This is a genomic window from Pseudoalteromonas sp. B62, assembly GCF_037162565.1.
Classification (GTDB): domain Bacteria; phylum Pseudomonadota; class Gammaproteobacteria; order Enterobacterales; family Alteromonadaceae; genus Pseudoalteromonas; species Pseudoalteromonas fuliginea.
On record NZ_JARLVB010000002.1, the window covers coordinates 1,601,788 to 1,624,939 of the forward strand.

Annotated in this window: 15 protein-coding genes and 7 pseudogenes; all 22 read left to right on the top strand. The window is 35.8% G+C overall.

Annotated elements, in window-relative coordinates:
* The first annotated feature begins 177 nt into the window (after positions 1-177).
* The 22 genes and pseudogenes from P4S71_RS11700 (at position 178) to P4S71_RS11805 (ending at position 23,095) form a co-directional block, all read left to right on the top strand.
* Positions 178-1,292, top strand: a pseudogene (locus P4S71_RS11700) (polysaccharide export protein).
* A 12-nt stretch (positions 1,293-1,304) separates the two neighbouring features.
* A complete protein-coding gene (locus P4S71_RS11705; RefSeq protein ID WP_337150718.1) occupies positions 1,305-1,739 on the top strand; it encodes a low molecular weight protein-tyrosine-phosphatase in 435 nt (144 codons plus the stop codon).
* Between the two features lie 15 nt (positions 1,740-1,754).
* A pseudogene (locus P4S71_RS11710) lies at positions 1,755-3,985 on the top strand (polysaccharide biosynthesis tyrosine autokinase).
* 10 nt (positions 3,986-3,995) lie between these two features.
* Entirely contained in the window at positions 3,996-5,606 is a 1,611-nt protein-coding gene (locus tag P4S71_RS11715; RefSeq protein WP_337150719.1) for an aldolase catalytic domain-containing protein, read from the top strand.
* Between the two features lie 265 nt (positions 5,607-5,871).
* Positions 5,872-6,240, top strand: coding sequence for an HAD family hydrolase (locus P4S71_RS11720; RefSeq protein ID WP_337151620.1), 369 nt, complete (start codon positions 5,872-5,874; stop codon positions 6,238-6,240).
* A gap of 5 nt (positions 6,241-6,245) precedes the next feature.
* Positions 6,246-6,983: a 3-deoxy-manno-octulosonate cytidylyltransferase gene (gene kdsB, locus P4S71_RS11725; protein ID WP_337150720.1), complete on the top strand. Its 738-nt coding sequence runs from the start codon at positions 6,246-6,248 to the stop codon at positions 6,981-6,983.
* The gene (locus P4S71_RS11730; protein WP_337150721.1) at positions 6,973-7,461 is read left to right on the top strand and encodes a hypothetical protein; all 489 of its coding nucleotides are present in this window, start codon (positions 6,973-6,975) and stop codon (positions 7,459-7,461) included. Before kdsB ends, P4S71_RS11730 begins: the two co-directional genes overlap by 11 nt.
* Before the next feature lie 685 nt (positions 7,462-8,146).
* On the top strand, positions 8,147-9,190 hold the full coding sequence (locus tag P4S71_RS11735; RefSeq protein WP_337150722.1) for a polysialyltransferase family glycosyltransferase: 1,044 nt from the start codon (positions 8,147-8,149) through the stop codon (positions 9,188-9,190).
* 345 nt (positions 9,191-9,535) lie between these two features.
* Positions 9,536-10,381, top strand: coding sequence for an O-antigen ligase family protein (locus tag P4S71_RS11740; RefSeq protein ID WP_337150723.1), 846 nt, complete (start codon positions 9,536-9,538; stop codon positions 10,379-10,381).
* Between the two features lie 587 nt (positions 10,382-10,968).
* Positions 10,969-11,565, top strand: coding sequence for a glycosyltransferase family 4 protein (locus P4S71_RS11745; RefSeq protein WP_337151621.1), 597 nt, complete (start codon positions 10,969-10,971; stop codon positions 11,563-11,565).
* Positions 11,562-12,316 (top strand): annotated as a pseudogene (locus tag P4S71_RS11750) (WecB/TagA/CpsF family glycosyltransferase). Before P4S71_RS11745 ends, P4S71_RS11750 begins: the two are co-directional and overlap by 4 nt.
* Position 12,317: 1 nt before the next feature.
* The gene (gene gmd, locus P4S71_RS11755; protein ID WP_337150725.1) at positions 12,318-13,352 is read left to right on the top strand and encodes a GDP-mannose 4,6-dehydratase; all 1,035 of its coding nucleotides are present in this window, start codon (positions 12,318-12,320) and stop codon (positions 13,350-13,352) included.
* Between the two features lie 88 nt (positions 13,353-13,440).
* Positions 13,441-13,872 (top strand): annotated as a pseudogene (locus tag P4S71_RS11760) (NAD-dependent epimerase/dehydratase family protein); the annotation flags it as partial.
* A 34-nt stretch (positions 13,873-13,906) separates the two neighbouring features.
* A pseudogene (locus tag P4S71_RS11765) lies at positions 13,907-14,227 on the top strand (GDP-mannose 4,6-dehydratase); the annotation flags it as partial.
* Between the two features lie 12 nt (positions 14,228-14,239).
* Positions 14,240-15,646: a mannose-1-phosphate guanylyltransferase/mannose-6-phosphate isomerase gene (locus P4S71_RS11770; protein ID WP_337150726.1), complete on the top strand. Its 1,407-nt coding sequence runs from the start codon at positions 14,240-14,242 to the stop codon at positions 15,644-15,646.
* Between the two features lie 135 nt (positions 15,647-15,781).
* Entirely contained in the window at positions 15,782-17,194 is a 1,413-nt protein-coding gene (locus P4S71_RS11775) for a phosphomannomutase (protein WP_337150727.1), read from the top strand.
* A 93-nt stretch (positions 17,195-17,287) separates the two neighbouring features.
* On the top strand, positions 17,288-17,941 hold the full coding sequence (locus tag P4S71_RS11780; RefSeq protein ID WP_337150728.1) for a hypothetical protein: 654 nt from the start codon (positions 17,288-17,290) through the stop codon (positions 17,939-17,941).
* Between the two features lie 49 nt (positions 17,942-17,990).
* A pseudogene (locus P4S71_RS11785) lies at positions 17,991-18,683 on the top strand (undecaprenyl-phosphate glucose phosphotransferase); the annotation flags it as partial.
* A 140-nt stretch (positions 18,684-18,823) separates the two neighbouring features.
* The gene (gene galU / locus P4S71_RS11790) at positions 18,824-19,744 is read left to right on the top strand and encodes a UTP--glucose-1-phosphate uridylyltransferase GalU (protein ID WP_337150729.1); all 921 of its coding nucleotides are present in this window, start codon (positions 18,824-18,826) and stop codon (positions 19,742-19,744) included.
* Positions 19,745-20,321: 577 nt separating this feature from the next.
* Entirely contained in the window at positions 20,322-21,158 is an 837-nt protein-coding gene (locus P4S71_RS11795; protein WP_337150730.1) for a capsule assembly Wzi family protein, read from the top strand.
* Entirely contained in the window at positions 21,130-21,801 is a 672-nt protein-coding gene (locus tag P4S71_RS11800; RefSeq protein ID WP_337150731.1) for a capsule assembly Wzi family protein, read from the top strand. Before P4S71_RS11795 ends, P4S71_RS11800 begins: the two co-directional genes overlap by 29 nt.
* Positions 21,802-21,929: 128 nt before the next feature.
* A pseudogene (locus P4S71_RS11805) lies at positions 21,930-23,095 on the top strand (nucleotide sugar dehydrogenase).
* Positions 23,096-23,152 lie beyond the last annotated feature (57 nt).

Genomic DNA, 23,152 nt, shown 5'->3' on the forward strand with positions numbered 1-23,152 from the left:
TATACTAGTGAGGCTTTTTGCGGGTATGCTTTTCACATTTATTTAACTGGTTGCGTGTTTACTGAACAGTCGTATCTTGCGCCGCTCCTATAGCCATGCTTTAATTAGCCAGTTAAAATACAAGTACTCACCAAGGTCGGTGAGTAAGTGCAATATTAAAAAAATTGGGATTCTACAATGGCGTTAAGCTGTAAATCACTCGCATCAATACTCGCAATACTAAGCATGACCGGCTGTACAATAGTACCTGGTAGCCATTTTGAGGGGTTACCCCTGGCGAGCAAACACAAAACCTCGAGCAAGATCTCGAAAAAGTAAACATTCAAATAATTGACTCGCTACTAATAAATAAACAAAAACAAGCGCGAGTAGCTGCTAGGCCTATATCTAGTTTAAATAACATAAACACAAGCAACTACGAATATAAACTAGGTGTTGGTGACGTACTAACCATTGGCGTATGGGACCACCCTGAGCTAACAATACCTGCAGCGGTACAACGAACAGCAGAGTTTGACGGCTTTAGAGTGCAAGAAAATGGCACTATAACTTACGCATATGCACCCAACATACCAGCGGTGGGGCGCACTGTAAGTGAAGTTCGTAACGAACTTGTCGAGCGTTTAAGCCGAGTAATTGAAGACCCTCAGGTAGATATGAAAATAGTAGGGTTTAGAAGTCAAAAAGCGTATGTGACTGGTGAAGTAAAACAGCCAGGTATATACCCTGTAACAGAAGTGCCGCTAACTTTAATCGATGCCTTAAACCAAGCCGGTGGTTTAACTAGTGCAGCTGATTGGCGAACAGTAACATTTACCCGAGGCAATAAAACAGAAGTTATTAAACTCGATGATTTTTATGCTCATGGCGACATTTCGCAAAACAGATTATTACAAAATGGCGATATAGTGCATATAAATCGTAACGACACGCAAAAAGTGTTTGTATTAGGCGATGTAAAAAGAGCCGGTTCAGTAACACTTAATCGTTATGGTTTAAACTTGGCTGAGGCGTTAAGTACCTCGGGTGGTTTGAACGAAAATACAGCCGACGCCAATGGCATATTTGTAATGCGTAAAAGCAATACTGAGAAAAGCGGGATTATTGCCGATGTATATCAACTACATGCTAAAAATATAGCAGCAATGGTATTGGCCGAGCAATTTGAACTACAGCCGCACGATATAGTTTATGTAACATCAGCGCCACTAGCTCGTTGGAACCGTGTAATTAGTTTATTACTACCATCGGTAGCTACCGTTGATAGTTTAGATGATATAAGCGCCAATTAAGGGTTAATGGATATGTTTGATTCTATCTTAATAGTGTGTGCGGGTAATATTTGCCGCAGCCCAACCGGTGAGTATGTATTAAAAGCAAAGCTCGAAGGTAAAAATATTAAAGTATCATCAGCGGGTTTAACAGCGCTTGAAGGCAAACCCGCAGATGCAAAAGCCAAACAAATAGCACTCGCTCATGGTGTTAATATGGATGCTCACCAAGGGCAGCAGCTTACATCAAGCTTAGTCGCGCAAAATAGCGTAATACTGGTTATGGAAGAACGCCATTTAAACGATGTACATGCGCGTTATCCTGAGGCGCGTGGTAAAATATTTTTACTAGGTAAATGGATTAATAACGCCGAAATCCCCGACCCATACCGCCAAAGCCAAGAGGCTTTTGAACACGTTTACACATTAATCGACAGCGCATGTAGCGCTTGGCAAAAGTATTTATAAGGAATGGCAAAGTTAATGAATCCTAAGCCGACAGCTCCAACCAGCAATCAAAATAAATCAAATGAACAAGAAGTCGACTTACTGGCTCTATTTGGAACACTACTCGACCGTAAATATTTTATTGTTTTATTTACGGCTGTATTTGCAATAATTGGGGTCGCAGTAGCCTTATTTAGTACGCCTATTTACAAGGCAACAGCCCTAATACAAGTTGAAGAAAGTAGCCCTTCAGTTCCTGGTTTAGATGACATGGCTAGCATGTTTGAGGGTTCAAGCGAAGCTGTAACCGAAATTGAACTATTAAAGTCGCGCAGTGTTATTGGTGAAGCCGTTGATTCGTTAAAGCTTAATATAGTAGCCGAACCAAAGTTATTTCCTGTTATTGGAGGGCGGTTTTTTAGGGGGTTTGTAGCCGAAAAAGAAAATGACATAGCGGAACCAATGCTAGGCGCCAGTAGCTATGCTTGGGGCGGCGAAGCAATTAATGTATTTAGATTTGTAGTACCAACAGCATTTGAAAATGAAGAATTTGAATTAGTTGTAAATGAAAATGAGCAGTATGAATTAATTAACCCTGATGGAGACACTGTACTTACGGGCAAAGTGGGTCAGGATGAAAGCAGTGGATATTATGAACTTACAGTACGTAGTTTAAATGCACGCCCTGGTACAACATTTACTTTAATTAAGAATAACCGTTATCGAACAGTAATCGATTTGCAGCAAGAAATATCTGCCAGTGAAAAAGGTAAAGACTCAGGTATTATTACTTTGGCGTACGAACATAAAAGTTCTACTCATTCAGCAAAAGTACTCGATAAAGTTGCTGATATTTATGTGCGCCGTAATGTAGAGCGTAACAGCGCCGAGGCTAAAAAATCTCTCGATTTTTTAGAAGTACAGTTGCCTGAAGTAAAAAAACAACTTGAAGGTTCAGAACAGCGTTTTAATGATTACCAAAAACAACGCAAGTCTGTAAATATAACTCTAGAAACTCAAGCGGTGCTTGAACAGATTGTAGAGCTAGACACAACACTGCAAGAACTTGATTTGAAACGCTTAGAGTTAAGTCGCAAATTTAAGCGTGAACATCCAGCATATCAAGGTGTTATTAAGCAAATTGAATCTATTGAAACCGAAAAAAAATTACTTACTTCTAAAATAAGCAATCTACCCGAAACACAGCAAGAGTTACTTCGTTTAACGCGCGATGTTGAAGTGGGTAACGAAATTTACATGTTACTACTAAGTAAAACGCAAGAGCTTGATATTGTGCGTGCTGGTACTGTAGGTAATGTGCGAGTTGTAGATATAGCCGCGGTTGATACGACTGAACCAGTGAAACCTAAAAAGGCGCTTATAGCTGTAGTGGCAACACTACTTGGTGGGTTTTTAGCTGTAGCAATTGTATTGATTCAAAAAGCGGTGCATAAAGGCGTAGAAGATCCAACAGAGATAGAAGCGCTTGGAATACCTGTTTACGCAAGTGTGCCGCACTCAGATTTTCAAGATAAACTAGCAGGCTTTACAGTAAGAACCAAAAAAATAAAGTGGGCAAACCTAAATCAATACTTGCGCTCGACAACCCTGCCGATTTAGCAATTGAGGCACTACGAAGCCTGCGTACGAGCTTACACTTTGCGATGATGGAATCTAAAAATAACATTATTGCAATATCGGGCCCAAGCCCGGGTGTAGGTAAGTCATTTATATCAGTTAATTTAGCCGCGGTGTTGGCTCAAAGTGGTAAAAAAGTACTTATTATTGATGCCGATATGCGTAAAGGTTACTTGCAAACGCAGTTCGGTTTAAAGTGGGACGATGGCTTAAGTGACTATCTGTCGGGCCGTTTAAATTTAGAACAAGTAACTAAAGCAACTAAAGTTAAAGGCTTAAGTGTTATTACCCGTGGGCAAATACCACCAAACCCATCTGAATTATTAATGCATTCAAACTTCAGTAAATTAGTTGAAGAGATAAGTGCTAGCTACGATATTGTTATTATTGATACCCCTCCAATTTTAGCCGTAACTGATCCTGCAATTGTAAGTGCTCATACCGGTACGACTCTGCTTGTCGCGCGTTTTGGGCAAAACCATTTGCGTGAAATAGAGCTTACTCGAAATCGCTTTGAGCAAAACGGTATAGATGTAAAAGGGTTAGTGTTTAATGGTGTGGTTAAAAAAGCCAGTAATGCCTACGGTTACTATGGCTATTACAACTACGAATATAAATCAGATAAATAAAAGGACACCGATGAAAATTCTTGATTGCACATTGCGAGATGGCGGATATTACAATAATTGGGATTTTGATGCAGAACTGGTGCAAAGCTATTTAAATGCTGTATCTGGAAGTGGAATCAAATATGTAGAACTTGGTTTAAGAAATTTTCCAAAGAGTGGTTTTCTGGGGCCATTTGCATATAGTTCTGAAAGCTATTTACAATCACTTAACCTACCGAGCGGTGTAACATACGGTGTAATGGTAGATGCAAAAACAATTCTTACAAGTTCGCTTAGTATTGAACATGCTGTTGATGCACTGTTTTGTGAAGAGAGTGAAAGCTGTGTAAGTTTAGTAAGAATTGCAGCACACTTTTATGAAGTTGAAGACTCGAAAAAAATTGCGCAATGTTTAAAAGCTAAAGGCTATATTGTTGGCTATAACCTAATGCAAGCTGGAGGCAAGCCCGATTTAGAATTAGAGCAGAAGGCCAAAGAGATCAATTCATGGGATTGTGTTGATTCGCTTTATTTTGCTGACTCGCTTGGGAATATGGACTCTGAAGAGGTTACACGTATAGTTAATGCGCTTCGTAAATATTGGCATGGTGAAATGGGAATACACACACATGATAATATGGGCAGAGGGCTTGATAATAGCCTTACCGCATTAAATTTGGGCGTTACTTGGTTAGATGCAACTATTACCGGTATGGGTAGAGGAGCAGGTAATACGCAAACTGAGAATTTAATGGCAATTTTAGCTGATAAGTATACTTACCTCAATCCAACAGCTATTTATGAACTCGTTATTCGTTACTTTGAATCAATGCAAAAAGATTACGGGTGGGGGAGTAATTTATTATACTTCTTGGGTGCTCAAAAAAATGTTCATCCAACTTATATCCAAAACTTATTGTCTAATAGTCATCTAGGCAAAGATGAAGTTGTTGGAGCTCTACAGTATTTATTAGAGCAAAATGGAACAAGTAAGTATGATGGGGCGGTATTAGAAGCCGCCTTAAATTTAAATACGAGTACTGAAGTGATTTCTGGGGATAACGTAAGCAATATTTTCAAAAATAAGGAAGTACTAATACTTACTAACGCAGAATCAGTTAAAAAACACAAAAAAGCAATTGAGCTTTACATAGACAAGAAAAAACCAATCGTTATTTCTTTAAATGTAAATAAAATCATAAATGATAAAGTGATCGATTATATTGCTATTACTCATAATTTTAAGTTTCTATCAGAAAAATCTGATTATCCTAGTTTGACTAAGCCGATAGTTTATCCAGCGCATCGTTTTTCGCCAGAAGACTTTAAACTAATACCTGCAAATAATAATATACGTTATGGCTTAGATGTAGCGAAAGGTGTTTTTAATGTTAAAGAAAGTTCATGTGTAATCCCTAATGAATTAACAATAGCGTATGCTTTGTCATTTGCGCTGGCAGGCGGTGCAACGGATATTACTCTTGCAGGTGTAGATGGATATGATTCAAATGATTCTAGACAACTTGAAATGATAGAGTTTTTCGAACTGCTTAAAGAGCAAGTTATTGAACGGTTAAATATTTTCTCTATTACACCTACAACGTACCCAGTAAATAAGGGAAGCGTGTATGCGTATATTTGATCAGTATGATCTTATTATTTTTGACTGTGATGGCGTGCTATTAGATTCTAATAATATGAAAGTGGAGGCTATGAGTAATGCGCTTACACTTTCAAAAATTTTTCCAGTCAACAAGTTGAAACCTTAACCACTCAGTTTAAAAACAACTTTGGTAAAAGTCGATATTATCATGTTGATAGCTTTGTAGCCCCATTGCTACTAGATATAGAAAAAAACAGATTTAAAAAATTTTTTACTCAATTGTTATACTGAACAAGTTGGCTCTCTGTATTTAGCAGTACCTGAAGCTGCTGGTATTAAATCGCTCTTAAAAGAGTGTACTTCAAAAGTAATGTACGTAGCCTCGGGTTCAGAACAAGAGCAGTTAAGAGCCACTTTAAAACAAAGAGGTTTTTCTGAATTCTTTAAAGATATTTTAGGTAGCCCTGTAAGCAAAGCCGATAATATTAAAACAATACTAAATGATGTTAAATACAACAAAGCCGTTATGGTCGGTGATGCTGTTGCAGATTATGAATCGGCTATAGAAAATGATATTGATTTTGTGTTTTACTCCCCTCTTTCCAATGTAAAACAGGTTATGCTTGAGCTAAGTAAGCAAAATGATTTTCAAGTAATTGATAACTACGAGTGAGCATTATGTCTTTTAAGTATGCGGTACTAATACCTGCTAGATATGAGTCTAGCCGATTTCCAGGAAAGCCACTTGCTGATATTAATGGCAAACCAATGATCCAACATGTTTGGGATAAATGTGTTGCAGCTGTGGGCAGCGAGCTAGTATATGTAGCTACCGACGATGATAGAATAGCCAAAGTTGTAAAGGACTTTGGAGGACAATATATTATGACTTCATCTAATTGCTTAACGGGAACCGACCGCCTTGCTGAGGCAAATGAGTCATTACAATTAGATTTTATAATAAATGTTCAAGGCGATGAGCCCATGTTAGAGCCAACCGATATTATAAAAGTGAGGGATGCTTTTATAAAAAATCCGGCTCAAATAGTTAATGCTTATACAAAAATATCTGATAATGAAGATCCATACTCCACAACTTTGCCTAAGGTTGTTACTAGTAAAAGTGGTAACTTACTTTATATGAGCCGTGCTGCCATACCAATGAGTAAATATGGGGAAGGTAAAAATAATTTTAAGCAAGTATGTATTTATGCCTTTTCAAAAGAACATCTTGAGTTTTTTAGCTTAAATCCAGCTAAAACAAAAATAGAAGATGTGGAAGATATTGAAATATTGAGGTTTTTAGAAAATGATATTTCAGTAAAAATGATAGAAGTAGATAATGTAGGAATTGCTGTGGACACGCCTGCGGACTTGGAAAAAGTTATTTTTTATATGAATAGCAATGAAAAATAATGTATTACCAGGGGTATTAGATTTAGCTGCAAAAGGGGTTGTTTTTTTATTTGGTATTCTATTAGCTAGAAATTTAGGTGCTGACGAATTCGGATTATGGTCTATAGCTAGTGCGGTACTAGTATATTGTTTTTTATTTATAGATTTTTCATCTTTGCAAGTAGGAATTAAAAAAACGATTGACGCCGGAAATACATCCTCAGTTTTTTCTGAGATTATATTTTTAAAAAGTATAGGTGTTTTTGCTTGTTTTAGCTTAATACTAGCTCTTTATTTATTTCAAGTTATTGATATAAGTTTGTCTGTAGGGTTGTTTTTCAGCTCTTTGATATATTTTTTAAACTTTGAGTTTTATTACCGCTCAAAATTTAAAATCACTTTTGCAGCGTTACAAAATTTTATTGCTGCCATGATACCGTTGTTTATTTTTTATTTTTTTACAGTGAAAGTAACTCAACAGTCGATATTATTTACCTAAGGGCAATAAGTTGTTTTTTTGTTTTTATTTTTTTGGTTTGTTTTTTTTAATAAAAATAAGATTAGTTATAAGTTTGACTATGCTAACTTTGATTTAAAGCCTTATATACATGTTTTAATCGGTGCTTTTTTAGCTAGGTTATATTTTAATTCAGACGTGCTAATTATTCAGTCTGTTTTAACAATGGCCGATGTTGGTTTGTATTCTGCTATAGCAACTTTTTACGTTATATTTATTACGTTTAGAGGGGTCGCTATTAATACAATTTATCCAAGATTATGCGTTGCTTATAAAAAAGGTGATTACAGAGCGTTAGTTTATAAATATACCGCCTGTTTTTCATTCGCTATATTACCTGTTTTGTTTGCATTTTATTTTTTTCGGAAGCTATCATTGAAATTGTTTTCGGATCTGAATATATAACTAAAGACACTATTACTGTTTTTAATGTTTACTTAATTATAGCTTCTCTGTTAACGATTGGTTTTTTACTACCCAATACATTGCATATACAAGGCAAAACAAAATCTTTCATGTTTATTACTGGTTTAGCTGCTTTTTTTAATATTACCTTTAATTTTTTATACTTAGATAAGCTAGGTATCGTTGCCGCTGCTTATTCAACATTAATCGCTGAATTTGTTGTTATATCATACAGTTATTATTTCTTTAAAAGAGTACATTCATGATTGTTTTTAGTGTGGCATCAGTGTGGCATGCGCTTGTAGCAAAATCTATTTCTGAGGCTGAGGGTTACAAAAATGCTATATATATTTTAGAACCTGCCAGTCAAAGCGTTTACGAAAGGGTTTCATTAATTGTTGGTGAGCAAAATTTATTTTATTTAGGTGAGAAAAAGTCAGGTTTAAAATCTGGTATTGAGGTTTTGAAGCTTAAGCTTAATCCTCCAATAAATCCACTTGAAATAGAGCAACTATATTATTTTTGTCCTTGGAGTCCGTATCAACGAGTCTTTTGCCATTTTTCTAAAAATGCAACAATAATTAGAGTTGAAGACGGTATAAGAGATTATCTCGATATCCCTTTCGATTTACATGATAAAAGTTTGCTCAATCGCAGTGTTAAGACGCTGTTAGGGCTTAGCTCTTTTTATGAGCCTGATTCCAGTAAGTATTTTTTGAATGATAATGCTCTGTTCTTTTTTCCTGAACTGCTTTCCGAAGATTTTATTAAAATAAACTCACTTCAACGATATAGTCGTGCTTTAGTTGGGGTCCTAATGGGGATGGGTCTAACAGTTGAAGCCTCGAAATATTTAGATGGATTAAACAAGAACGAGAAAACGTTGTTATTTATAGGTCAGAGTTTGTGTGAAGATAAGTCTCTGTCTATTGAGGATGAATGTGAAATTTATGGATCTTATATAAACCAGAAGCTCTTATCAGGTAATAATGTGGTATTTAAACCTCACCCTAGAACTTCAAAAGATAAGAAAAAACTATTGCTAGAAAAAATAATTCTTTCGGATAAAGGGAAATTTCTTTATATAGAGACAAATGATATGGTTGAGCAATTGCTCGTGAATTATAAATTTAATGAAGTTGTTGGGTTGTGGAGTATACCCGTTTTATATAGTTCATTTCTTTTTGGTGTTAAGGCAAAAAGTTTGATGGCTTTAGCCTCAAATTACGCTAGTGACGCGCACATAAGCAAAATCCATACATCATTACTAAATAAGTTTAGTATTGATTACTATGATCCTCTTTAAGGAGCTTTTTTGAGAGTATATAACTTATTATATGTAATAATACTATTACTTATATCTTCCTCATACTTTGGTTTTCTTAGCTTGTTAGGGTTTGATGAACATGTACAGAAAGGTGGCTGGACCGTTCAGCTTTTTTTGTTTTTAACTTTTTTCAGTATTAGTTTTTGTGTAATTAAAAAAATCATTATTTTCATATAATAAAATATAAATATGTTGTTTTTTTATTGTTGCACTTTTTTTCGTTTTTAGGGATTTTTATATAATAGAGGATAAGCTTTATCTCTTAAAAAACTATATTAGTGCTGCTCTCTATTTGTCTTTTGCTTTTCTAATCTTAAAAAAAGTATGGATGAACGATTTATAGTTTTTAAATATTCATATTTTATAAACTTATTTGTCCAATTATTGTTTCTTATTTTTTTTCGAGATGTTGCATTTCATTTAGATGATGAACACTTAGGTCGGTTTAAGGGAAGTTTTTCTCACAAAAATGCATTGGCATCAATCCTAATGTGTCAGTTTTTTTTGTACACTTTGCATTTTTACCTGGTTAAGGAAACACAAAGAAATAAAATTTTAAAAGTTGAGTTTATAGTGTCAACTATATTGCTTCTATTTTTTGTTTTTCTTTCAGAATCGATAACTGTACTTATTTGTTTGTTACTTTTTATCGCTATAATACCTTTACCATTAAAGGTTTTTAATCGAAAGGTTGTTTTTACCTTGTGTTTAGTTTTACCTTTCATTGTTTTTGTTTTATCTAGTTCATTTAGTTACTATATTGATATTTTTGGGCGGGATTTAACTTTTACTGGACGTATAGTTATTTGGCCATTGGTAATTGATGCTGTAAATGAAAAGTTATTACTTGGTCACGGGTATATGTGGTTTTGGAATGGAGGTGATATTCATAATTACACATCTTTGGATTGGATTATTGAGTTTGGAAACGCCCATAATTTTTTCCTAGAAGTAGCCCTTTCTTATGGTGTTTTTGGCTTGATAGCACTACTAATTATATTAATCACAAAGTTTGAGAGTGATAATTTTTATAATAAATTTTATATCACTTTTCTAGTTATATTCATAACATATGGTTTTTTTGAATCAGCCTTTTTTTATGTAAATAACTTTCAGCTTTTTCTTTTGTTTTTTGTTTTTCTATCAAATAAGCGCAATTTGTTCAGATGACTATATGATTGCAGTATTTGAATTTTTATACCGTTATTGATTAATTTATGTTTTTGTTAAGGATGGAAATGCCTGAAAAAAAGAATGTTTTTTTGACTTAAGTGCCATAGGTAATAATAAAACAGGCATTGAATTTTATTCATTGTCTTTATTGGATGCCTTAATTGACGACCTAACCGAAAATTTTGAGGTGATATTGCTTGCTAGTGACCAAAGTGTAATAAGCAATTACAAAAAAAGCGCGGTGTTAAGGTTTTAAAAACGACAAGTAATAAGCTTTTGGCAAATTTATTTATCGTCCCTTATTATATTTTAAAGTTAAAACCCAATATTGCTTTTTTTAGTGTTTTTCCTCCTTTTATATACTTTCCGCTATTTAAATTATTTAGGAAAACTAAGTATATAAGAATAGTATATGATGCTGTTTTATGGCGTTATCCTGAAACACTTTCTTTAAAAAACAAATGTTACTACAAGCCATTTGAAACATTAGGAATGCGGTTCTACGACGAAATATTGACTATAAGTGATTTTTCTAAACGTGATATAAGCAGTTTTTTTATAAATCGAGTAGTAAAATAACTAACATAGGTACTGCGTTTGTTGAGCGTAAGCAGGTTTGTGTTAGCAGTGATACAGGAAGTACTACACCATATTTTTTGTTTGTTGGTACTGTTGATAAACGAAAAAATATAAACGTAGTGCTGAATGCAATCGCATTAGCTAAAAAAGAAGGCCTAGAGTTTAAGCTTTATATTGCTGGAAGAGCGGCTTGGGGTAGCCAAGAGTTAAACAGTAAAATAGAAGAGTTAGCGATTCATAATAATGTTAAGTTACTAGGCTATGTTGATGATAAATATATGCAAGAGTTATATTTTAATGCAACTGGGTTTTTATTCCCTTCAATTTATGAAGGTTTTGGTATGCCGGTGGTAGAGGCTATGTCAGCAGGTTGCCCTGTAATTGCGTCTAATAATAGTGCTATTCCTGAGGCTGCAGGTGGCGCCGCTATTCTCGTTAATGACTACTTATCGCCTGAAAGCTGGTTAATAGAAATGAAGCGCTGCACTAATTTAAGTACCAATGAGCGGCAGGAAATTGTTAAATATGGCGCTAGACGGGTTGAGGAGCTTTCGTGGTCGAGAGTTGCTGAAAAAGCTTTACGAGTTATAGAGAGATTATGAAAAATATTAAGCAGAGTAAATTATTTGGTTATGACTTTATACATGCAGCCAGTCCTGAAGCTGGTATTGAGTATATATTTGATTTCTCTACAGAGGCTAACAAGTACCCTGTAATTTCTACATTAAATGTAGACCAGATTGTTAAATTTGAAAAAAATGATGTTTTAAAAACGTTCATTAAAAAGTCACAACTTACTTTTGCTGATGGGCAGCCCTTAGTTTGGGTAAGCAATTTTACAGCAACTAAACTTCCTGCGAGAATTACGGGAAGTGATTTATTCCCTTTATTTTGGAAAAAAGCCAAAGAGGTAAACGCAACAATTCTTTGTGTTGTACCTAATGAGCAGGTCGCTGCACAATTAAAAAAAGATAACAATGCAGTGGAATGTTGGGTTGCTCCTTTTGTTGATTATAGTAATGACGCTGTTGTGGGTGAGATAATTGATGGTCTCAAGTTACAGTTTGAATTGGACTCCTTTGATTTTATTGTCGTAGGAATTGGTTTACCTAATAGAGAGCTATTAACTAAAGCGCTTGTTGAACGAGGTTTTGTTAATTCAAAATATTTGCTTTTTGGCGCTGCATTTGAATTTTATTTGGGTATTAAAAAAAGGGCCCCCAAGTATGGACATCTTTTGGGTGTGAGTGGTTATATCGTTTTTTACAAGAGCCAAGTCGGCTTTTTAGAAGATATTTTATAGAGAGTTGGCCATTTTTATGGTTATCAATTAAAGAAATAAAAAGGAAATAATATGAAGACGGCAGTTATTACAGGTATTACTGGACAAGATGGTGCATACCTTGCTGAGCTACTATTAGACAAAGGCTACAGAGTTATTGGTACATATAGAAGAACTGCTTCCGTTAATTTTTGGCGTATTGAAGAGTTGGGTATTCAAAACAGTCCTAATCTTGAATTAGTTGAATACGATTTAACTGATCTCTCTTCTAGCATACGCTTAATTCAAAACTCAAAGCCAGACGAAGTTTATAATTTAGCTGCCCAAAGTTTTGTAGGTGTATCATTTGATCAGCCTTTAGCAACTGCCGATATTACGGGGTTAGGTCCCGTGAATTTACTAGAGGCAATTCGAATTGTAGATTCTAAAATTAAATTTTATCAGGCTTCTACTTCTGAAATGTTCGGAAAAGTACAAGAAATTCCGCAAAAAGAAAGCACGCCATTTTATCCACGTAGCCCTTATGGTGTGGCTAAGCTTTACGCACATTGGATGGTTATAAATTACCGTGAATCGTACGATATTTTTGCTACAAGTGGTATTTTATTTAACCATGAATCACCTTTGCGCGGGCAAGAGTTTGTTACTCGGAAAATAACGGATACTGTTGCAAAAATAAAGCTTGGCAAGTTAGACGTTTTAGAGTTGGGTAATATTGATGCAAAACGCGATTGGGGTTTTGCAAAAGATTATGTTGAAGGTATGTGGAGAATGCTGCAGGCAGATAAGCCTGAGACTTACGTTTTAGCGACAAACAGAACAGAAACTGTAAGAGATTTTGTTACTATGGCATTTAAAGCTGTTGATATCGAATTATGTTGGAGTGGTAAAGCGGAAGATGAAGTAGCAACTGATGCTAAAACTGGACAGGTTCTTGTTAAAATTAATCCTAAATTTTATAGACCAGCCGAGGTTGAGCTTTTAATCGGTAATCCAGAGAAGGCGCATAAAGAGCTTGGTTGGGAACCACATACAACCTTAGAGCAGCTATGTAAAATGATGGTTGATGCAGATATTAAAAGAAACGAAATTGGTTTTTCTTTTTAGGTTGTTTTATGAAACATGTTTTAGTTACCGGTGGTAAAGGTTTTACTGGAAAATATGTTGTTTCTGAGCTTGAAAAAAGGGATACAAGGTATCCCTTTTGGTAAAAGAGGCAACTGAAAAAAATGAATACGCTTGTGATATAACTGATTTAGCGTCACTTAAATATATAGTGTGTGAGTTGAATCCAGAGTTTGTAATTCATTTAGCTGCAATATCATTTGTTGGACACAGCGATTCCAAAGCTTTTTATGATGTTAATCTATTTGGCACTGAAAACTTGCTTTTAGCATGTAAAGAGCTCAATAACTTAAATAAGCTAATTGTTGCCAGTAGTGCAAATGTATATGGTGAACAAGGTTCTGCAGCGATACGCGAAGATGCAATGCCAGAGCCGCGAAATCATTACGCTATTAGTAAACTTGCAATGGAAGGGGTGTGCAAAACCTTTTTAACGAGCTTCCTATTATTATTACCAGGCCGTTTAATTACATTGGTAAAGGCCAAGATGAAAATTTTTTAGTTCCTAAAATAGTTAGTCATTTCAAGGAAAAAAACCAAGTATAGAACTTGGGAATATTGAAATTGCAAGAGATTTTAGCGATGTTAATGATATTGCTCGGTATTATGTTGCTCTTTTGGAAAGTGATATTGAAGGCGAAGTGGTTAATTTATGTTCCAATAATGCATACAGCTTATTGGATATAATTAAAGATCTCTCGATTCAAACTCACCATACATTAAAAGTCACTGTAAACGAAAAGTTTGTTAGAGAGAACGATATTAAATTTTTATTGGGCGATAGAGGTAAGTTAGATAAAATTATCGGTAACTATGAAACGATAAGCATCTCTGAAACCTTAAAAAGTATGTTGTAATAAGGAAATAAAATGATTTTACCTGTAGTTATGGCTGGTGGTTCTGGTACGCGTTTATGGCCTCTTTCACGTAGCAATTACCCAAAACAGTTTTTAACACTGAGTGGTGACAAAACGATGCTTCAAAATACTCTAAACCGTTTAAACGGTTTAGAGCATAGTCCAGCTATGCTTATTTGTAATGAAGAGCATCGTTTTATAGCTGCAGAACAAGTACGCCAGTTAGGTATAGAGCATAGTGGTATATTTTTAGAACCAGTAGGACGTAATACAGCTCCTGCAATTGCACTTGCTGCGCTTAAAGCAATTGAACAGGGTGAAGACCCGTTGTTGTTAGTATTAGCTGCTGACCACGTAATAGAAAACACATTGGCATTTCAGAAAAGTGTAACTCAAGCAACTGATTTGGCAAAACAAGGTAAGCTTGTAACGTTTGGTATAATAGGTAATAAACCCGAAACAGGCTACGGCTATATTAAGTGTGGCGAGCAATATCAAAGTGGCTTTGTAGTAGAGCGTTTTGTAGAAAAACCAGATTTAGAAACTGCACAAAAATATATTGCCGATGGGGGTTATTACTGGAATAGCGGTATGTTTTTATTTAAAGCCAGTCGTTATTTGCATGAGCTTAAATTACATCGCCCTGACATTTATGATGCTTGCCAAAAAGCTATTGCTATTCAAAACAGTGATATGGACTTTATTCGTGTAGATAAAGAGGCATTTGAAGTATGCCCTGATGAGTCTGTAGATTACGCCGTAATGGAACACACCCAAGATGCGGTTGTTGTGCCTATGGATGCAGGTTGGAGTGATGTAGGTGGTTTTGCTGCGTTGTGGGAAGTATCAACTAAAGACGATAATGGCAATGCATTTACTGGTGATGTGAAAGCCGTTGATACAAAAAACACTTTAGTTATGGGTGAAGATAAATTAGTAGCTACAGTAGGTGTTGAAAATTTAGTTATAGTAAACACTAAAGATGCCTTATTAGTTGCTCATAAAGATAAATCACAACATGTAAAGTCAATTGTACAACAGTTAAAAAATGAGCAGCGTCCAGAAGCCATAATGCATAGAGAAGTTTACCGTCCTTGGGGCAAATACGACTCAGTAGACAGTGGTAAACGTTTTCAGGTTAAACGTATAACGGTAAAGCCTGGCGCTAAGTTAAGTGTACAAATGCATCATCATCGCGCAGAGCATTGGATTGTAGTTTCGGGTACTGCTAAAGTTCAAATTGACGACACAGAGCAATTTGTTACTGAAAATGAGTCTGTTTATATTCCTATTACAGCAGTTCATGCGCTTGAAAATCCTGGTAAAGTTGATTTAGAACTTATTGAAGTTCAGTCAGGCTCGTACTTAGGAGAAGACGACATAGTACGTTTTGAAGACCGCTATGGGCGTGTTAAATAAAGTCTCATTCAACTATACCAATATGCTCTAGGCTACACAGATTAAATAGTTAAATTTATTCTGTGTAGCCTAGAGCATATTGCCTATGTGACCTCCCTGCTAAAAGCATAAAAAATAGAATAATTCGGAAAAACAATGAATAAATTGATTAGCTCCAAGGTAATAGTTCAAAGTGGCATTGCATTTGGTACAAGTGGTGCGCGTGGATTAGTAACCGACTTTACTCCTAATGTATGTGCTGCGTTCGCAGTTGCATTTATAAAATCAATCGATAAAGAATTTAGTTTTAACACTGTTGCACTGGCTATCGATAATCGCCCTAGTAGTTATGCAATAGCACAAGCGTGTACTGCAGGTTTAAAACAACTTGGTTTAAGTGTTGTTTATTACGGTGTAATACCTACTCCTGCACTTGCATATAAAGCAATGCAAGACGGTATGCCAAGCATTATGATCACAGGCAGCCATATACCGTTTGACCGTAATGGGCTTAAGTTTTACCGCCCGGATGGTGAAATTACTAAAGCCGATGAGCAAGCAATTATTACCAATACCGCAGAGCTAAATGCTATTGAGGATTTAGCAGATCTCACATTAAATAAAGCTGCTGAAACTGTATATATTGAACGTTACGCAACATTGTTTGATCAAAATGCATTAGCTGGCAAAAAAATAGGTATTTACGAACATTCGAGTGCAGGGCGCGATATTTATAAAAATCTATTTGAGCGATTAGGTGCTGAAGTAGTAAGTATTGGCCGTAGTGATGAGTTTGTCCCTATAGATACTGAAGCTGTATCTGATGAAGATAAACAAAAAGCGATTAGCTGGTCAAAAAAGCATAAGTTTGATGCTATATTTTCTACCGATGGTGATGGCGACCGCCCATTAATTTCTGATGAAAACGGCCAATGGTTACGCGGTGATATTTTAGGCTTGTTATGCAGTCAACTATTAAATATTGAAGCTTTAGCTATACCTGTAAGTTGTAATACTGCAATTGAAGAATCAGGCAAGTTTAAAAAAGTTATACGTACAAAAATAGGCTCACCTTATGTTATTGCTGAATTTGCTAAGTTAAGCCGTGAATATAAGAGTATTGCTGGTTTTGAAGCAAATGGTGGTTATTTACTTGGTACAGATATACAAATAAACAATATGCTTTTAAAAGCACTACCCACACGTGATGCCTTATTACCTGTGTTTGTTTTGCTTATGCAAAAACAAAAAATAACAGAACTTTTAACTGCATTACCTATGCGTTTTACTGCGAGTGATAGATTGCAAAACTTTGCTCGAGAGAAAAGTTTAGAGTTGATCAACAAGTTAAAAAATGATGCTAGCCATTTCTTAAGCTGTTTAGGCTATGAAGAGGGTTACTCATTAAATACAACAGATGGTCTGCGTATTACTCTGGATTGTGACGATGTTGTACACCTTAGGCCTTCTGGTAATGCGCCAGAGCTGCGCTGTTATGCTGAAAGTAGCAGCGAACAATTAGCGGATAAACTTGTAGTGGATGCATTAAAGTTTTTAAGTCATAGTTAGCTTTTTATTTGGCCTTAAGCGAAGAATTAGTAGTAATTTAAGTGTATTAGGTTATTCTTGAATTGCATTTTTAACAATAATAATTGAGATTATATGCAAATGCATAAAGGAATTTTGCAAAGTAATGCAACCATAGTTGCTTTTATTCAGCGGGTACTCGACATTGTAATAATTGTAGCTACCTTATGGGTTAGCACATATCTGCATAACATACCTTGGTTGTTACAGCATACAACTGCGGCTTTACTTGCTGTTTTTTTGTTTCACTTTACAAGCGAACTCGATAAGCTTTATATATCGTGGCGTGGTTTATCACTTTATAAAGAGCTTAAAAAAACAATATCTCATTGGTTTATAAGTGCTGCCGTATTATTTCTAAGTGTTAACTTTATAGCCCCTGAATACTTAAACCCTACAGGATTACAGCTAGCGTGGTTTACATTAGCGACAGTATTGTTAGGTACTTACAGGATATTTTTACGTTTTTTATTAAGGTTGTTGCGTGCACAGGGTTACAATACTCGTAATGTGGTAGTTGTAGGGGCTGGTGTATTAGGTCAAAAACTTGCAAATAATATTATTGAACATACTAGTTTTGGGTTGGTTTTTAGTGGTTATTATGACGATGAAACGCCTAATCAAAAAGTTGTGGCTGCACAAACCTTGGGCGATCTTGAGCAGTTGGTTGCTGATTGTAAAAATGGTGGAATTGACCGAGTTTATATAGTACTCCCCACAAGCATATGAGCGCCGTAAATGGTTAGTTAAAGAACTTGCTGATAGCACTGCAAGTGTATATATAGTACCTGATGTATTTACTTACCAACTATTGCACTCACGCAGTGATACTATTATGGGCATACCCACTATAAGTATTTATGATTCTCCTATAGATGGCAGTAATGCCATAATTAAGCGTATAGAAGATGTAATATTGTCAGTATTAATACTTGCTATAATTTCACCTGTATTAATTGGGCTTGCGATTGCTGTTAAAGTTACCTCTAAAGGGCCTGTGTTTTTTAAACAAAATCGTTATGGTATTGATGGTAAACCAATAAAAGTTTGGAAGTTTCGTTCGATGAATGTAATGGAAGATGGGGCTAAAGTAACCCAAGCCACTAAAAATGATAGTCGTTTTACTCCAATAGGGCAGTTTATTCGTAAAACAAGCCTTGATGAGCTCCCACAATTTTTGAATGTATTGCAAGGGCAGATGTCGATAGTCGGCCCTCGACCTCATGCCGTAGCTCATAATGAAGAATATCGCAGCTTGGTCGACGGTTATATGCTTCGTCATAAAGTAAAACCAGGTATTACAGGGTGGGCGCAAATAAATGGCTGGCGCGGTGAAACCGATACGCTGGATAAAATGGAAAAACGAATTGAATTCGATCTTGAATACATTCAAAATTGGTCGCTTGTCTTAGACTTAAAAATAGTGTTTTTGACTATCTTTAAAGGTTTTATAAATAAAAATGCCTACTGATAATTATTAGGAGCTAGCACCCTAGCCCCTAATAACTAATTCTTACTTATCCGAGTTTATTACATCTATTCAGTTTATATATAACTAGCGTTTGGTACGTTATTGTCAAATATAGATTTAATTACAATAAAGGACTACCTATGAAAGCTGTAATTCCTGTTGCCGGCCTAGGCACTCGCATGTTGCCCATGACTAAAGCAATTCCTAAAGAAATGCTACCAATTGTTGATAAACCTCTGATTCAATATATTGTTAGTGAATGTGTAGCCGCAGGTATTAAAGATATAGTGTTAGTTACACACAGCTCAAAAAATGCGATTGAAAATCACTTTGATACCAGCTACGAGCTAGAAGCCACCCTCGAAAAGCGCGTTAAACGCGCACTGCTTGACGAAATCCGCTCAATTTGCCCAACCGACGTAACGGTTATGAGTGTACGCCAAGGTGAGGCTAAAGGGCTAGGGCATGCAATTTTATGTGCAAAGCCAATTGTAGGTAATAACGATTTTGTTGTGCTACTCCCTGATGTAATACTTGATGCCTACACGGCGAATCAAAAAACTGAAAACTTAGCCGCGATGATTAAGCGCTTTAACGAAACTCAAGCAAGCCAGATTATGCTAGAACCTGTGGCACAGGAAGATGTAAGCAAGTATGGTATTGCTGATATTAATGGTGTTCAATTAGCCTCAGGTGAAAGCGAAAAAATTAAAGCCATGGTTGAAAAGCCAGCAACGGATGCAGCCCCTTCAAACCTTGCGGTAGTTGGGCGTTATGTATTAAGTAAAAATATTTGGCCTTTACTTGCTAAAACGCATGCAGGTGTTGGTGGCGAAATACAACTTACCGATGCGATTGATGCGTTAATTATGCAAGAAACGGTTGAAGCATTTCATATGAGTGGCCGTTCACACGACTGTGGCGATAAGTTAGGTTATTTAAAAGCGGTTGTAGAATACTCAATACGTGACGAAAAGTTAGGGAAAGAGTTTACCCAGCATTTAAATATGCTTATGAACGCAGTAGATGCATCAAAAGTTGATAATGTGGTGAATTTTTAAACGCTAACAACGAACCGCCGACTTCGATCTGTTTGAGCTTAAATCTGATAGAAAGTAGGGTTTTGCACCTCGCTTCTAAACATTAAAGCTTAAATGATATGAGTTATGAGCGCGAAGTAAATTCGCACCTACGGTTTGATGTATGTTGTAGGTGAGGTTTTACACCTCGCTTTTAAAACAGTCAAGCCACATACAAAGCGCGAAGTAAATTCGCACCTACGGGTTGGTATATGTTGTAGGTGAGGTTTTACACCTCGCTTTTAAACACGCAAGCCACCTTACATGAGCGCGAAGTAAATTCGCACCTACGGTTTGGTGCATATTGTAGGTGGGGTTTTACACCTCACTTTTTAACATTAAAGCTATGGTGTATGAGCGGATGTAAATTCGCACCTACGGGTTGGTGTATGTTGTAGGTGAGGTTTTACACCTCGCTTTTGAAAAATTTAAGTTGTATCAGTGTCAAATCAACTAATACCTACTAAAATGTTAAATTAATCAAATCGTTGTTGTTAACTCAGCAGCGATTTTTTATTATGTACGTATTACCTAGAACATAACAATAAATGGAATAAAAATGCTAAAAAAATTACCCGTATTAATAGGATTGATATTTAGTTCTCAGGTTCTAGCAAATGGTGTATCAGCTTATTTACCTTTAAAACAGAATCCTCAATTAGAGCACCTAGTTGAAAAGTTGCTAGTAGTTGGCGATAACGCCCATATGATGAGTAAACCTTATAAAACGTCTGAAGTATTAAGGGTATTAAAATCTATTGAGCATAGCTACCCAAGCTTATATCAAAAGTTATTTAATGAACTGGCTCTTTACAAGCAATCAGATGCAGTAACTTATGCTAAAGCAACGCTTGCTTATGGTAATGAATCTAAATCAATCCCTAACCAGCGCGGCCAAAAGGTTGATACGTATTTAAAGCTAGAGGCCGGTGGCTTTGCTAATTTTGGTAATCACTTTGGTGTAAGTGTTGCTGGTATTGCTAACGAAGATAACCTACTACCTACTCAAAGTTTTGTTTATTTTGGTAACGAATACGCGCAAGTTGACATAGGTTACCGTGAGCATTGGTACTCACCGTTTAACGATAGTGCAATGATTTTAAGTACCAATGCTAAAACACTTCCTTCAATAAGTATTAGCAATGTAAAACCCATTACCGATTTTGATATACGCTACGACTTGTTTTACATGAAAATGAAAACAGATTCTGCTATTAACTCAGGTAAGGAAATTGGTAAAAAAGTACCAGGTAAACCTCATTTAGCTGGTGTGCATTTAAGCTTTGCACCTTTTGATGGATTAACGTTAGGGGCAAATAGGTTATTACAGTTTGGTGGTGGTGACCGCTCAGTAAGCTTGAAAGGTTTTGCCGAAGCCTTTTTTACCGGGTGGTAACGATAATGTAAATGCAGAAGAAATCCAAAAATATGGCCCTAACTATGAGGTAGGCGACCAATTAGCTTCACTAAGTTTTGATTATAAAGCGACATGGTTTGATATGCCGTTTAGCCTTTATGGCGATATGGGGCTGGAAGACACTCTTGGTGGTACTCGTAATAACAGTTATAACTTTGGTTTATATTTACCTTATTTAATTGAAAACAACAGCTTAAGGCTTGAAAACAGCCGCTGGCAAACGGAGTGGTATTGGTCAAAGCTTTATTCTCAAGGTAATACTATTGATAAACAGGCATTAGGGCATTGGGGGGCTGAACAGCGTTATTTTCAGCATTACCCAAGCGCTGAAAGCCAATCAGTTAACTGGGTATGGCAATATAGCGCGACGCAAAACATAGATACTACATTTAGACGTATCGAAACAGAAATGGATTCAAATGGTAAGATAGGCTCTGCTGATGCGCCATATTCAATAGGTTTTGAGCTAGAAACACGTTATACCCAGCAGTTGCAAGATGGCTATTGGGGTTTAGAGTTATATACAGGTAAAACAGTGTTCGATGATAACTTTTTAGGCTTAGTGCTTTTTATGGATGGTAAAAATAATCATGTAATTAATGATTCTATTTCGAGGCACTAGCTTTTTGCGTTAAGCTTATTGTTTAATTTTATACTAAACTCTAAAAATAATTTTGATGATTTTTAACTTGCGTTAGTTTTTTAGCGTATTTTGAAACATTCGTTTATTTATTTGCGCGAAGGGTTTATATGAAAATTACAGTAGTAGGTACGGGCTATGTTGGCCTTTCTAACGCTATGTTATTAGCGCAACATAATGAAGTGGTTGCGCTCGATATTGATGAGCAAAAAATAGCGCTTTTAAAGAAGAAGCAGTCGCCTATTGTTGATATCGAAATTAGTGATTTTTTAACACGTAATGACTTAAATTTTACAGTGACTACCGATAAAGTAGCTGCTTACAAAAATGCAGATTTTATAATTATTGCAACACCTACCGATTACGATGTCGAAAATAATTACTTTAATACAAGCTCAGTAGAAGCTGTGATTAAAGATGCAATAGCGCACAATAAAACTGCAGTAATGATAATTAAGTCTACAGTTCCTGTAGGGTTTACTCATAGTATTAAAGATAAGTTAGGTGTTGATAATTTAATATTTTCGCCTGAATTCTTACGTGAAGGTAGAGCACTACACGATAATTTATATCCATCGCGCATTGTAGTGGGTGAGCAAAGTGAGCGTGCAAGTGTGTTTGCTAACTTACTTAAGCAAGGCGCTATAAAAAAAGATATTGAAGTGTTGTTTACTGACTCTACAGAAGCTGAAGCAATTAAATTATTTTCAAACACTTACTTAGCAATGCGCGTAGCTTACTTTAATGAGTTAGATAGCTATGCAGAAACACATGGTTTGAATAGTAAGCAAATTATACAAGGTGTTAGTTTAGACCCACGTATAGGTAACCATTATAATAACCCATCGTTTGGATATGGCGGTTACTGTTTACCAAAAGACACCAAGCAACTTAGAGCAAATTATGCATCGGTTCCTAATAATATAATAGGTGCAATTGTTGATGCCAACACAACGCGAAAAGACTTTATTGCTGATTCAATCATTAAACGCAACCCTAAAGTGGTTGGTGTTTACCGCTTAGTTATGAAAGCAGGGTCTGATAATTTTAGGGCTTCATCGATTCAAGGAATTATGAAGCGCATTAAAGCTAAAGGTATTGAGGTTGTAGTTTACGAACCAGTATTACAAGAAAGTAATTTTTTCATTCTCGCGTAATCAAAGATTTAAATGAATTTAAACGCATATCTGATGTTGTTGTATCTAACCGCATGGTTAAAGAGCTTAGTGATATTACTGACAAAGTGTATACACGAGATTTGTTTGGTAGTGATTAAGCTAGACCTGTTTATTTTTTGAGGCTGAATTTACTGCCTTTTGGGTTTGTCCTAAAG

Excerpts from the sequence above, each read along its gene's own strand:
- P4S71_RS11705 (WP_337150718.1), top strand. The coding sequence starts at position 1,305 with ATGTTTGATTCTATCTTAATAGTGTGTGCGGGTAATATTTGCCGCAGC.
- P4S71_RS11715 (WP_337150719.1), top strand. The coding sequence starts at position 3,996 with ATGAAAATTCTTGATTGCACATTGCGAGATGGCGGATATTACAATAAT.
- kdsB (WP_337150720.1), top strand. The coding sequence starts at position 6,246 with ATGTCTTTTAAGTATGCGGTACTAATACCTGCTAGATATGAGTCTAGC.
- P4S71_RS11730 (WP_337150721.1), top strand. The coding sequence starts at position 6,973 with ATGAAAAATAATGTATTACCAGGGGTATTAGATTTAGCTGCAAAAGGG.
- P4S71_RS11735 (WP_337150722.1), top strand. The coding sequence starts at position 8,147 with ATGATTGTTTTTAGTGTGGCATCAGTGTGGCATGCGCTTGTAGCAAAA.
- P4S71_RS11740 (WP_337150723.1), top strand. The coding sequence starts at position 9,536 with ATGGATGAACGATTTATAGTTTTTAAATATTCATATTTTATAAACTTA.
- gmd (WP_337150725.1), top strand. The coding sequence starts at position 12,318 with ATGAAGACGGCAGTTATTACAGGTATTACTGGACAAGATGGTGCATAC.
- P4S71_RS11770 (WP_337150726.1), top strand. The coding sequence starts at position 14,240 with ATGATTTTACCTGTAGTTATGGCTGGTGGTTCTGGTACGCGTTTATGG.
- P4S71_RS11775 (WP_337150727.1), top strand. The coding sequence starts at position 15,782 with ATGAATAAATTGATTAGCTCCAAGGTAATAGTTCAAAGTGGCATTGCA.
- P4S71_RS11780 (WP_337150728.1), top strand. The coding sequence starts at position 17,288 with ATGCAAATGCATAAAGGAATTTTGCAAAGTAATGCAACCATAGTTGCT.
- galU (WP_337150729.1), top strand. The coding sequence starts at position 18,824 with ATGAAAGCTGTAATTCCTGTTGCCGGCCTAGGCACTCGCATGTTGCCC.
- P4S71_RS11795 (WP_337150730.1), top strand. The coding sequence starts at position 20,322 with ATGCTAAAAAAATTACCCGTATTAATAGGATTGATATTTAGTTCTCAG.